General features: G+C 43.3%; 11 protein-coding genes, 1 pseudogene and 1 riboswitch. Of the genes and pseudogenes, 2 read left to right on the top strand and 10 right to left on the bottom strand.

Annotated features, from left to right (window positions below; genetic code table 11):
* Positions 1–9: 9 nt before the first annotated feature.
* The 3 genes and pseudogenes from KJS65_RS29685 to KJS65_RS04050 form a co-directional block, all read right to left on the bottom strand.
* A pseudogene (locus KJS65_RS29685) lies at positions 10–864 on the bottom strand (bifunctional 5,10-methylenetetrahydrofolate dehydrogenase/5,10-methenyltetrahydrofolate cyclohydrolase); the annotation flags it as partial.
* 83 nt (positions 865–947) lie between these two features.
* Positions 948–1,029: riboswitch (ZMP/ZTP riboswitch) on the bottom strand.
* Between the two features lie 52 nt (positions 1,030–1,081).
* Positions 1,082–1,663, bottom strand: a complete 582-nt coding sequence (locus tag KJS65_RS04055) for a GNAT family N-acetyltransferase (protein WP_213648679.1) — start codon at positions 1,661–1,663, stop codon at positions 1,082–1,084.
* A gap of 32 nt (positions 1,664–1,695) precedes the next feature.
* Complete coding sequence (locus tag KJS65_RS04050; protein ID WP_244864369.1) at positions 1,696–2,616, bottom strand: AraC family transcriptional regulator; 921 nt, start codon at positions 2,614–2,616, stop codon at positions 1,696–1,698.
* A gap of 137 nt (positions 2,617–2,753) precedes the next feature.
* Here KJS65_RS04050 and KJS65_RS04045 point away from each other — a divergent pair, with 137 nt between their 5' ends.
* Positions 2,754–3,509 carry an alpha/beta fold hydrolase gene (locus KJS65_RS04045; protein WP_213648678.1) on the top strand — a complete coding sequence of 252 codons (756 nt, stop codon included), beginning with the start codon at positions 2,754–2,756 and terminating at the stop codon, positions 3,507–3,509.
* An 82-nt stretch (positions 3,510–3,591) separates the two neighbouring features.
* Here the strand turns inward: KJS65_RS04045 and KJS65_RS04040 are convergent, their stop codons facing one another.
* The 5 genes from KJS65_RS04040 to KJS65_RS04020 all read right to left on the bottom strand — a co-directional run bounded on the left by KJS65_RS04040 (position 3,592) and on the right by KJS65_RS04020 (position 8,872).
* A complete protein-coding gene (locus KJS65_RS04040) occupies positions 3,592–4,569 on the bottom strand; it encodes a phosphotransferase enzyme family protein (protein ID WP_244864549.1) in 978 nt (325 codons plus the stop codon).
* Positions 4,570–4,985: 416 nt separating this feature from the next.
* Positions 4,986–5,429, bottom strand: coding sequence for a DeoR/GlpR family DNA-binding transcription regulator (locus KJS65_RS04035; protein ID WP_280531321.1), 444 nt, complete (start codon positions 5,427–5,429; stop codon positions 4,986–4,988).
* A gap of 222 nt (positions 5,430–5,651) precedes the next feature.
* A complete protein-coding gene (locus KJS65_RS04030) occupies positions 5,652–6,029 on the bottom strand; it encodes a DUF779 domain-containing protein (RefSeq protein ID WP_213648675.1) in 378 nt (125 codons plus the stop codon).
* Positions 6,030–6,044: 15 nt separating this feature from the next.
* A complete protein-coding gene (gene adh / locus KJS65_RS04025; RefSeq protein ID WP_213648674.1) occupies positions 6,045–7,565 on the bottom strand; it encodes an aldehyde dehydrogenase in 1,521 nt (506 codons plus the stop codon).
* Positions 7,566–7,957: 392 nt separating this feature from the next.
* Positions 7,958–8,872, bottom strand: coding sequence for a phosphotransferase (locus KJS65_RS04020; protein WP_213648673.1), 915 nt, complete (start codon positions 8,870–8,872; stop codon positions 7,958–7,960).
* Between the two features lie 181 nt (positions 8,873–9,053).
* Here KJS65_RS04020 and KJS65_RS04015 point away from each other — a divergent pair, with 181 nt between their 5' ends.
* A complete protein-coding gene (locus tag KJS65_RS04015) occupies positions 9,054–10,715 on the top strand; it encodes a histidine kinase N-terminal 7TM domain-containing diguanylate cyclase (RefSeq protein WP_213650620.1) in 1,662 nt (553 codons plus the stop codon).
* Between the two features lie 64 nt (positions 10,716–10,779).
* On the opposite strand, the gene KJS65_RS04010 is transcribed toward KJS65_RS04015, so the two are convergent.
* A complete protein-coding gene (locus KJS65_RS04010) occupies positions 10,780–11,184 on the bottom strand; it encodes an iron chaperone (protein ID WP_213648672.1) in 405 nt (134 codons plus the stop codon).
* 162 nt (positions 11,185–11,346) lie between these two features.
* On the bottom strand, positions 11,347–12,165 hold the full coding sequence (locus KJS65_RS04005; RefSeq protein ID WP_213648671.1) for a GNAT family N-acetyltransferase: 819 nt from the start codon (positions 12,163–12,165) through the stop codon (positions 11,347–11,349).
* Between the last annotated feature and the right edge of the window lie 15 nt (positions 12,166–12,180).

The raw sequence follows: 12,180 nt of genomic DNA, 5'->3' as shown, positions 1-12,180 counted from the left end.
ATTCGTTTTCAAGGCCTCAGCAGATTGCTGCTGCAGCCGGATTGCCAGCATCAAGTTCTCAAAGAGCATAACCGTTGTGAGTGTTCCCACACCGCCGGGGACAGGCGTAGTCGCTTTTGCAAACGCTGCAGCTTCAGGTACAACATCACCTGTTATCCCGGTTGCTGTCTCATTAATGCCTGCGTCAATGACAACGAGGTCCGGATGCATCATATCTGGAGTAATCAGTCCGGCCTGTCCTGCGGCGGTCATCAGAATATCCGCATTCGCAATATGACCGGCGATGTTTGGGGTATGGGAATGACAGACGGTCAACGTGGCATTTTCCCGCAGCAGCAGCTGCATCAGGGGTCTGCCAACCGTCTCTCCCCGTCCTACAAGCACAACATTTTTGCCTTTCAGCGTGAAGCCAAAATGCTTTAATATAGCGATACAGGCCTGTGGTGTTGCCGGATAAATGCCAGTGTTCCCCGTCATGCAGGCGAGCTTGTTCGCCGATGAAATGCCATCCACGTCTTTTTCAGGCGTAATCGCGTCCGAACACTTTTGAACACGGATATGTTTGGGTACAGGAAGCTCGAGCATAATGCCATGTACCGCCGAATCCTGGTTCAAGCCTTCAATTTCATCCAGCAAACGACGCTCTGTGACCTCCGGATCAAACTGAATCAAATCGAATTCAATGCCCAGCTGCTGGGCTTTTTTCTGTTTCGCTTTCGCATAATATTCCGAAGCAGGATCCCCCTGCACTAAAATCGTAGCAAGCCTCGGCTGTATGCCTTTTTCTTTAAGACGGTTAACCTCTGTGATGATGGATTCAGAAACCTCGTTTGCCAGTTCTTTGGTTTTAAGCAGCATGCTCATTCCAGTCGCCTCCGTTAATGGTAGTAAGATTATATTTCTTAAATCTAAACAAAAAAAGTATTTGGATGGAATGAACCACCAAATACTTTTGCCCAGGCGTACGGCTGTTATGATCCATGTGCTCCCTCGTGGTTTACCCACGTTACGCCAGTCACACACGGCTGAAATCAAGTCAGGTTTATTGTAGCACAGTTCATCTAGAATAGAGGATACAAATTTACGAATCTTGATGATTCACTTGATCTTGCTGCAGAATGCTGTAAATTTCAAGATCGACAATCCCTTTTCCCGACCATAAGGCCGCTTGTCTCAAGAGACCCTCTTGTTGAAAACCATTCTTTTGCAAAACCTTCTTTGATGCTTCATTCCGCAGCATAACCTCTGCCTGAATCCGGTTGATGTTAACCTCATTGAACAGATAAGGCAGCAGAAGCTTTAGAGCTTCCGTAGCCACTCCTTTTCCCCACTGTTGTTCAGCTAAATAATATCCCACTGACAGCGTGTTTACCTTTTGGTTAAAATTAAATGCCTCAATAATGCCAAGCAGCCGATCAGGTTCCTGCACCGTAAATATGCCCCACTTGATCCTTGCCTTTTTCAAAAAATCACGCTCGAAATGTCCAATCATATTTTTGACCGTGTCTTTGTTATGCTTCGGAATAATGCCGCAGTATGTAAATACATTTTCATTATTATAAATTTCAAAAAGGTCCTCCAGATGGCTGGCTTCGATTTTTTTCAAGATAACTCGATCTGACGCAAGAATAGGAAATGTTCTAAATGCCGCTTCTAAATTCATACCATCACCACTCCAAGTCTAATGATTTCATTTCATCCTCTTTTCTTAATGGGGACATGTAGATCTACTTTGCATTTCCCTTCCGCATCCGTTGCAGGATCATTTTTACAGATTTCGAGGCAAGGACGGTCATCGGCTTCATAACCGCTGTTCGGCAGCCACAGGCTGTATACATTCTGATAGGCTAGGACAAACCGTTCAACGGTATCATAATAGGGATATACCGCATACAACCCGCCCGACAATATTTTATAATCCACTACCTTTGAATCATGTTCTTTTCGATGTCCTGCCGGTAATGTGACACAAGCATCATAGCGGCAGGCCCATTCATCAACCAAATTAAGATCATCCAGCGAAATGCCGATAAACTGTTGATTTGCAGGTGATATTCCCCTTCCAGCGGCCCATCGCCCCAGCTTGTCCCAAGCAGAGTACGTATCCAAATAACTCCCCACATGTCTGACGTATGCCACTTCAATATCCATTAGCTCTTCGAATCTGATCATCTGATCCCACACCCTTGTTAAAAGAGAATTCTTACGGTTCTGATTGTACTCTTCCAGGAATGCAGACTCTTCCGGATTTTTGCTATAAAATGATGGAAAATTGCTATCATTTCTCATACCTCTACGTACCTCACTTGGTGTTTGGCCATAGTGCTTTTTAAATGCGGCATTAAAGGTGGACAGCGATTCGAAGCCGCATTGATTGGATATTTCAAGAATCGTCAGCGGGGTGTCGGCAAGTAAATGCACGGACTTTTGTATACGCTCCCGATTCACAAAAGCCACAGGCGTCACACCGACGATGGCAGTAAATATGCGGCTGAAATGATATTTCGAAAAATTAGCCATGTCCGCCAAAAGATCCAAGGTGAGCTTATCGCTGCTATTCTCCTCGATATATCTGATGACCGTTTCGATCCTGTCTTTATACTCATGGTTCATCATGTGTGGTTCTCCATATCTGATCATTTGGGTTTACCAAAATTATACACGCTAAATGAAAATTTGGGTGTAAGGTTCTTGGTGACGGAATCGTTTTTTAAGCTTAAAATGGGATAAAAGCTGGTTCAGGGAGGTTCAATATGCCGTACGTTCAACTTCAGGATCTGGAGGTATTTTACGAAAAAATGGGAAGCGGTGAGCCCATCATATTTTTACATAGCGGTTATTCCAGAGGCATATTGGCCTTTGCGAGTCAGCTGCTGGATTTCCAAAAAAAATATACCTGTTATTATCCCGATTTGAGAGGCCATGGCAGAACACGCTGCGAAAGCCTGGAATGGAGCACGCCACAGCTCGCAAAGGATATGATCGCTTTTATGGATGCACTTCACATTCCAAAAGCTCATTTGGTGGGTTACAGCTTGGGGGCAAATGTCGGTTTATACTGCGCGGTTCAACATCCGGAAAGGGTGACAACGTTGACTACCATAGGCACGAGCGGTTTTGCAGACCCTACGGGTGTGGAGGAATTTGAGCCGGAGTGGCTCATTGAACAGGACCAACAGGATACCATCAAGCAAATGACGGAGCGGCATGAAGAGGCGCATCGTGGAAACTGGCAGGAGCATATGCGGCAGTCGGCGCAGGATTGGCGTCTCTATCCTCAGCTTACGGAAGATCAGCTGCGAAGTATTCGATGCCCCGCTCTCTTGATCACCGGCGAGTTTGATCCTTTTGTGGGCGAGGAGAAACTATCCTATTTAGGCTCACTTATTCAAGATTCGGAGATTTATATGGTTACAGGCGGAAGTCATAGACCGCATATGTCCAGGGAACATCCGACTCAGGTGAATGATCGCATTTTGCAATTTTTGGACGCATATTCTTTTGAATAATCCTTATGTGAAAGAAATGAAAAAGGTACAGAAGCTTTTGTTCCGATCCCTTTCAGGTGGATGCATCTGTACCTCACTCCATTTAGATTCCCCTTGTAAATCCTTGTCTCAAATTGTCCCGGGAACGAGCGAACTTCAACCTGACATCCTCAAGCCAGTCCGGACCCTGCTCCATCTCGCTGTCGTCCAGTGACCCTAACAATCTCGAGAATCCATACAGGTTCATGAATCTTTGGAAATAGGGGATCTGCTCTATAAAATCATCGCCAAGCACTCTCACGCTGCGGTATCCCTTTAAAAAGGACTTCATATGTTCACTCGACAGCGGATCTCCCTGACCGGGCATATCAGGAAGAGCTGACACAATATCAAGAGCGTACCAGCTGTAAAAGGAATCATCAAAATCGATCACGTTAAATGAATGCTGCTCTTCATCATAAAATACGTTATCCAGCTGAAAATCATAGTGGATTAGCCCATATGTCTCCTTCGTGACGGGCTGGGATTTAAGCCATAATGTCATCCGTTTAAGCTCTGCGGCTGCATCCTGCTCCTGCGGGTGATTTTGAAGAACATGATCGATCCATCCCAGTATATCCCGCCAGCTTTTTCTTTCAGAGTGAACAGGCTTATAAACTGCAGATAACGAATGTAATCTGGCAAGCGACCTTCCCCATTCCTCACATTGTTCAGGAGACAGGCTTTCATCCAGATTCGTTCCCTGGGCCGCATGAAAAACAACTGCAAAATACTTCCCCTCTGAATTCTGTACCGTTTCAATGAGCTTGTCGTTAATGGAGGAAACCGGAGAAACACAAGGAAAATGATTCGCGATCAAGTACTGCATGAACTCAAGCTCGGCTACTATCTGTTCCATGTCATGGTCCTGCTCCGTACTGAATCTCAAAAAATATCTCTCCTGATTCCGCTGAAAAGCATACACAAAATTGGAGCTGGCACGCCAGAACCTCAAAGATCCTTTGTCATGCTCCCAATTCCGGATAAGATCTCTGGCAACATGATCGGATGACAATCCGATCACCATGGTTTTTAAATTCATCAATGGATGATTTCCTCCCGCTGCAATAGAGAGGACGGAACGTCGTTATGAAGTGCGCCCTCTCATCTGCATATCATTTTGAAAGTCGACTTTTTTCAAAACGTCACCCCTTCCTTTGATTCTCATTAACATATTTTCACTTATTCAACTTACCATACGATGAAGGGAATCATAGGTCAGAGAATGGCTTTAATTAAAAAATCCATATCACACCAATGATCCGCCAGGTGTTGAATTATACGATTTGAAAACAAAAAGAATGACCGCTCAAAAGCAGCCATTCTTCTTAATCTGCTGACATGAATTGCCGTCATTTTATAGTTACAAAGTATAATTGAGCATGATAAAATGATCACTGTAGTTTGAGTGGAGATCTATATCCCTCAGAAGTAATGACCTTCTGTGCCAGCAGGAGGTCATTTTATTTCAGCAACGATGACGCTTACGCCGCTTGCTTGGATCTTCTCGATTTCATCCCTCGATGTTTCTTCATCCGTAATAATCAATTGAAGCTGATTCAGCGGACCAACTCTTGCAAAGCAGTCAATTCCAAATTTATAGTGCTCAGCCAGACATATATTTTTTCGTGAATTTTCAGCAATAGTACGCCCAAAACTCGCTACTTCCGGCGTAGCTGTGCTTAGTCCTTTTACTGATAATCCGCCCCCCGTTGCAAAAGCAAGATCAATCGTAAATTGGCTTGCTAATTCATTCGCTAAAGCATCCGTCATATTTCCGGAAGATTTAATTTTGCCTCCAAGCAGATACGTCTGTATATTTTCATCGTCCTTTAAAGTATCTGCAATTCTCAATGAGTTGGTGACCACCGTAAATGGAAGATGCTTGAGAAGTACATGCATGTTTTTGCAGTTTTTTACGTTATCCATGAAAGACCGAAAACAGACTACTTATTCTAGGTTGAACACTCAACCGATGTAACCAATGCGATTCCACCAACTTTTAGATTTTTTGATATCAAAAAAAGCCTGTTGAATTTAATCAACAGGCTTTTTTAGAGATACTCTATTACTGATGAATATATTCCGATCACTCGCTGCACTCATTATATTCATTCAATAGGATCAGTTAAGCTTCAAGCTTTGCTTCTCCTCTTCCGTAAAAACACGAGAACGGGTCAGAAACCTTTTGCCCTCAGGTCCCTCTAATGAAAACATCCCTCCCCGCCCAGGGACCACATCGATGATGAGTTGTGTATACTTCCAATATTCATACTGTGCCCTGCTCATATAAAATGGAGCCCCGCCGATTTCTCCCATTTGCACATCGCTGTCTCCTACGATAAATTCTCCTAGAGAGAAGCACATTGGTGAACTTCCGTCGCAGCAGCCACCCGATTGATGAAACATAACCGGCCCGTGCTTGGCCTTCAGCAGTTCAATTAGCTCCAGTGCAGCGTCTGTAGCAATTACCTTGTGAACCTCACTGTCTTTCAGGGTCATATCAATGTCCCCTTTTTAGAAGAAGCCCAGCTTATCTGGACTGTAGCTGATTAACAGATTTTTCGTTTGCTGATAATGGGAGAGCATCATCAGATGGTTCTCACGGCCGATACCGGAAGATTTATACCCGCCAAAAGCAGCATGAGCAGGATAAGCATGATAGCAGTTAGTCCACACGCGGCCAGCTTGAATCTGACGGCCAACCCGGTAAGCGGTGTTCATATCACGCGTCCACACTCCGGCTCCCAGTCCATAGAGTGTATCGTTGGCTATTGCAAGGGCCTCCTCCTGATCCCTGAAGGTCGTAACAGCCACAACGGGTCCAAAGATCTCTTCCTGGAATATTCTCATGTTGTTTTGCCCCTTCAAAACGGTCGGCTGTATGTAATACCCGTCAGACAACTCTCCCGTAATTGAAGCTCTGCCTCCACCGATCAGACATTCCGCACCTTCCTGTCTTCCGATGTCGATATAGCTGAGGATTTTTTCCATCTGTTCCGTAGAAACCTGTGCACCAATCATCGTGGATGGATCCAGCGGGTTTCCTTGCTTAATTGCTTCCACGCGCTTCAAAGCCCGCTCCATAAATTCATCGTAGATGGATTCCTGGATCAAAGCACGGGAAGGGCAAGTGCAGACCTCCCCCTGATTGAGCGCAAACAATGTGAAGCCTTCCAGCGTCTTATCGAAGAAAGCATCATCCTTAGTCATAATATCCTCGAAGAAAATATTCGGAGACTTGCCGCCAAGCTCCAGCGTAACAGGGATCAAATTCTGAGAGGCATACTGCATGATCAAGCGCCCCGTTGTCGTTTCGCCCGTGAATGCCACTTTGGCAACCCTGCTGCTGGAAGCGAGCGGCTTGCCTGCTTCGAGACCAAAGCCGTTTACAATATTCACCACGCCCGGTGGGAGCAGATCCTCAATAAGCTCCATCAGAACCAGGATGGAAGCCGGAGTTTGCTCTGCGGGTTTCAGAACAACGCAGTTGCCTGCCGCTAGAGCGGGAGCTAATTTCCATGTCGCCATAAGCAGCGGGAAGTTCCAAGGAATGATCTGCCCGACGACACCAAGCGGCTCATGGAAATGATATGCCACGGTATCATCGTCAATTTGACTCAGGGATCCTTCCTGTGCCCGGATGCAGCCGGCAAAATAGCGGAAATGATCGACCGCAAGCGGCAAATCCGCTGCCATTGTCTCCCGTATCGGCTTGCCGTTGTCCCAAGTCTCAGCGACCGCGAGCATTTCCAGGTTTGTCTCGATCCGATCCGCAATCCGGTTCAGAATGACCGCACGCTCCGCAACAGACGTGCGTCCCCAGGCATTTTTGGCCTCATGTGCCGCATCTAATGCCAGCTCAATATCATCAGCAGTTGAGCGGGGCACCTCGCAGAATGCCTGGTTGTTAACAGGTGATACGTTTTCAAAATATTGACCTTGAACAGGTGCAACCCATTTGCCACCGATATAATTTTCATAACGCTTCTTAAAAGTTACTTTCGATCCATTCTGTCCTGGTTCAGCATATACCATAAAAGAACAGCCTCCTCTAATATAGATATTGTCATCTTATCAGCCTTGGTTCATTGAAGGATTAACACGTAACTCCGCCAAAGAAAGCGCTATCAATATGAAAAACATCAACATGATTGTTTCAGACATCCACCGCAAATATTCAGAAACCAATAGCTTACGGCGGTTTTACAGTCAGTCTTCCCACCTTCTTTCCACTTTGGAATCTCGAATACATGCCAAGAATATTTTCCTATGCGTGATGCGATACCTCATTGACAACATCACGCTTTATAAATCCTCTTCACCAATATGATAAAAACTAGCCCTTGCATTGTCAATAATTGGTTTTGTCGAATGCCTCTGCACAAAGCTGACTTAATGTTAAACACTTCGTTCCCTGCTTTAATAGATTAGTAAGTCAGAGCGCGTTTAATATTTGCTTTTGCTTCTTCAGCTATTTTCTCGTCTTGATCGCTGGTAGCCTGCAATAGAATCAGCATCGGAATGTATACGGCTATGAAACGGGCTAATATTTTCGTTTCTTCGTCCACCTCCCCATATTCTTTGAAAAAGGCTGACCGAGCATCGGGAGGTAAAAAGCTGTATACGAGATTCAAATCACAAGCAGGATGACCGATATTCATGTCTCCCCAATCAATAATTCCAGATATTTTACCGGTTTCGTCCACCAGCATGTTTTTGAAGTGAAGATCGCCATGTAGGAATACATCTTTTGGTTTTACATGATCCAACGTTAAATGCTGCAAATAAGCTTCTATTAAGCCGTATTCTTCCTTCTGAAGATGTTCTCTTAGATCGGAGAGGAAGTTCAGCATTTTTTCTTTTCTGGAGGTTATGTCGATAAGAGATCGATGGTCATGCGGGACACCATGTTCCCGTGCGATCTGCAATGGAAATGCATGCAAGCTTTTTAAAAATTGCGCAAGAGCGCTCACCGAGAGCAAGCGCTGCTCGTCTGTCAATCCGATCGGAAACTCTCCAGCCAAATATGTATATCCCAGAAAAGGTGAGGGATAATCGCCGGTTTCTTTGCCAAAAAACAGAGGTTTCGAATACGGAATCGCAATACGATCTGCAAGCTCCGGCAGTATCCTGCTTTCCATTTCGAGCAAATTCACTGCAATCTTTCTTCTTGGAAAACGAAACACAAATTCATCTCCAACAACATAAACGGTATTATCCCAACCATGACCTAATTTTTGAATCCTTTTGGAAGCTAACTGAGGAAACTGACTACTTATTAATCGAGAAGCTAATTCCTCTGAAACTTCCCAGTCCGCGTCCCATATCTTTGAGTTTCCCATATCCAGCTTCTCCTAAATTTCAAATTTAATTTCTTTACAACAGTTACTATCATAGAGTATGTTTTCTAATATATAGATTGTGGTTGATTTAACTGTGCATTAATTATTGGGAACATTAATTACTATTTTCGTGTTAGAATAGATAGATTCTACTTTACATAAGAGGTGTATATTGGGTGTGATGGCATGGATTGACTTCGCGGTGTGTATCCTATTGTTTGTTTTATTGGTGTATGTGTTTGTTTCAGTAACAATAACTAACTTGCACAAGGCTTATCTAGTATTCCACTTTGCCATGATGTTATGGCCCTTCTGCCAGTTTGCTATTAAAATAGCAGATACTACCAAGCTTCAATTGTTTTATGTGAAACTCGCTTTTGTTGATATGGCTCTTTTGGCTGTTGGATGGTTATTTTTCACAATACTCCTAACGAACCACTCTCTACTATCACGAATTCGAAAAATATCCTTTCTCATACCTATTCCAGCCTTATTAACAGCCGTAGCTGCAATTTTCAACCCAAATGCGATGTTCGTCCAGCCAATACACGGTGGATACATCCAAAGAATTTACGGACCTCTTTTCTGGATTACCGCTGTGATCCTAATTGGCTATGGTATCGTGTCACTTTACATCATCTTTCAGACTTTAGTTTCGGAAAATGCCCCTCGAATCAAAAAAAAGGTAAGGCAAGTACTTAAAGGGATTGTAGTCGTCATTGGGTTTATTGCGGCGGATATTTTAATCAATGTTGTCTTCCCTATTTCTCAAAAGGTGACGCCAGGATTGACTTCTCTTGGCATTCTATTTTCTGCTGTCTTTTTTATCATTGCCATCAATCGGGATAAAGTGTTTGATATCGTTACCATTGCTCATCAAGATATCATTAACACGATCACTCTTGGGATCCTGGTTCTTGATGATAATGAGATCATTGTAGAAATCAATCAGTCGCTTCCTTCCCATATTGACCTACATACGGGCGAACGCTTTGATATCACAACCATACTGCCTCCACAGGAGCCGGTAAACAGCATGATCACATTCATCAAAACATACCAAGAACATCCGCTGGAAAGTGTGGAGATTGAAGTTCTATATCCGAAACTCGATCCAAGCTATGTTCATATTCATGTCTCTCCGATCTTGGTTGGCGGTACCCGATTGGGGCGGATCATCACCTTTCAGGATATGAGCGAGCTGCGCCGTCTCATTAACGAGACAACATTGCAAAATGACATCCTGCAAGAACGCAACCTATCGCTAACTACCATTCAGCGGGAGCTATATCTGACTAACCAAAAGCTACAAAAAATGGCGATCACCGACGGTTTAACAGGCTGTTATAATCGAAGTTACCTAACGCAGCAGTTAGAGCATGAAGTGATAAAAAATATGAAATATCAAATACCATTTTCCATACTTTTATTAGATATCGACTTTTTCAAACTAATCAACGATAATTACGGCCATTTGGTCGGTGATGAAGTGATATGCGGCACGGTGAACGCCATCCAAGAAAAGCTTAGGCAGACGGATATTTTAGCCCGTTTTGGCGGAGAAGAGTTTATCATCTACTTGCCAAATACGCCTTCAGCCCATGCGCTTCATATAGCTGAACAAGTACGCACTGCAGTCGAATCCAATGTGATCGCCGTTCCTCATTCCATTGAGTCTATTTCCATAACGGTCAGCATCGGATTGTTATCCATACATAATTTCTCGATTGAAATGAATCCAGATTCCAGAACAATGATCAATGATATGTTTCAGGCAGTAGACCAAGTCTTATATCAAGCTAAAAGAGAAGGCCGAAACAGGATGGTCGGCACCATAAAATAAGGCATTGACTTCAAGATAAAACAAGCGGAACCACTTCGACATCTTAGTGGCATCCAGCTTGTTTTTATTTTTTCTTTTTTGTTATCGTTTTACTTTCGGCTTTTTCAACGTTGCGCGCAGCTCTGAATTTAACAATTCTGCGTATCAATTCATAAGGCACCGGCTTATCGAATGGAAATTGAATGGCCCCTTTTGACGTCTGGTATTCTGTTAATTCTTCTTGAAATTCCTCGACTCCATCCGGAGCCGGATAGAAACCGATGTGTTTCTTAAATGCCGCAAAGTGGACGAGATTCCCATGAAGTTCAAAGGTAGGCATCTGATAGCTAATCTTTTCCTTCGCCTCCGGTGCCGATTCTTGAATGACTTGTCTCATTGTTTGAAGAGTATCCTGAATTTCAGGAGAAAACGCGGAGATATACTCGTCAATCGTTCCATAAGCAGCTTTATTTTCATTCACGGGGTCCATTCTCCTTTTTCTAGAATATGTGGATTTTAAAAACCATTATAACAGGCTCCCCCATGGCAAGCCACTTCATAAGATGAGGAAATGACGGAGTCGATGGACACGATAGTCTAATATTTCAACGGACAATACAAACAAAGCAGACGATATGAGCTGATCGTTATACTAAAAATTAAACCAATTTATTTTGTAGCGATGTGCTTTAAATAAACCTGCCTTCTCAGCTGTTTTTTGCGAAGCCATATTGCTCTCCATGCAGTCCCACCAAGCTGTAGTGTTGTTTTCATTGAATTTTTTTAATAATAACTGCACAAGTGAACTAGACAGCCCTTGTCTTTTATACGTTTCTTGTGTTTCAACCCCAATTGCATGTGTGGAATTAAAAATGAATGAGGAAACAGCTATACTTACGATCTCTTTATTCTCCGTGAGTGCAGCATAACCATAGCCTTTCCCTAAATAATTATTGAATGTGCCCCAATATTGTTCAATGTAATTCACCAAAAATTCCGCATTTTTGATTCCGCCATTATTCAGTTCACGATAAAAGGCGTCATCAATCTCCGCGATCATATAAGATGGTGGAATATCTGTGTAGAGATAATCATTTTTATTCGTACTTGATTTATAGACATACTGGAAACTTTCTTCTATTTTTCGGTTTCCGATAGCTTGATATATTGTAGGAAACCAGTCATATGTATCCACTGAGAACTCAAAACTATGTATATTTTTATTACTTAAGAAGGGAATTATTTCATGATCAATGAATGTTTCTATTGATTGATTAAAGTAAGTGTTTCCAGCACTCCCCATAAAATTGAAACCTCCAAGCCCACTAGACCATACGATCGCGGATGATGGATTTAATTCGTTATCTGCCCACACTTGCCCTGGATTATTACCAGCAACGACGCCTGCAAACATCATATCACTGTCGGCATGAACCAATTTACGGGCCAACCATTCGTTTCTTTCGTTCATAAGAATCAACTCTCT

This window comes from Paenibacillus sp. J23TS9, assembly GCF_018403225.1.
Classification (GTDB): domain Bacteria; phylum Bacillota; class Bacilli; order Paenibacillales; family Paenibacillaceae; genus Paenibacillus_AQ.
The sequence above is the reverse complement of the archived record's forward strand: the minus strand, read 5'-3'. Positions and strand labels throughout refer to the sequence as shown.

Excerpts from the sequence above, each read along its gene's own strand:
- KJS65_RS04005 (WP_213648671.1), bottom strand. The coding sequence starts at position 12,165 with ATGAACGAAAGAAACGAATGGTTGGCCCGTAAATTGGTTCATGCCGAC.
- KJS65_RS04045 (WP_213648678.1), top strand. The coding sequence starts at position 2,754 with ATGCCGTACGTTCAACTTCAGGATCTGGAGGTATTTTACGAAAAAATG.
- KJS65_RS04055 (WP_213648679.1), bottom strand. The coding sequence starts at position 1,663 with ATGAATTTAGAAGCGGCATTTAGAACATTTCCTATTCTTGCGTCAGAT.
- KJS65_RS04040 (WP_244864549.1), bottom strand. The coding sequence starts at position 4,569 with ATGAATTTAAAAACCATGGTGATCGGATTGTCATCCGATCATGTTGCC.
- KJS65_RS04050 (WP_244864369.1), bottom strand. The coding sequence starts at position 2,616 with ATGATGAACCATGAGTATAAAGACAGGATCGAAACGGTCATCAGATAT.
- KJS65_RS04015 (WP_213650620.1), top strand. The coding sequence starts at position 9,054 with ATGGCATGGATTGACTTCGCGGTGTGTATCCTATTGTTTGTTTTATTG.
- KJS65_RS04020 (WP_213648673.1), bottom strand. The coding sequence starts at position 8,872 with ATGGGAAACTCAAAGATATGGGACGCGGACTGGGAAGTTTCAGAGGAA.
- KJS65_RS04010 (WP_213648672.1), bottom strand. The coding sequence starts at position 11,184 with ATGGACCCCGTGAATGAAAATAAAGCTGCTTATGGAACGATTGACGAG.
- KJS65_RS04035 (WP_280531321.1), bottom strand. The coding sequence starts at position 5,429 with ATGCATGTACTTCTCAAGCATCTTCCATTTACGGTGGTCACCAACTCA.
- KJS65_RS04030 (WP_213648675.1), bottom strand. The coding sequence starts at position 6,029 with ATGACCCTGAAAGACAGTGAGGTTCACAAGGTAATTGCTACAGACGCT.
- adh (WP_213648674.1), bottom strand. The coding sequence starts at position 7,565 with ATGGTATATGCTGAACCAGGACAGAATGGATCGAAAGTAACTTTTAAG.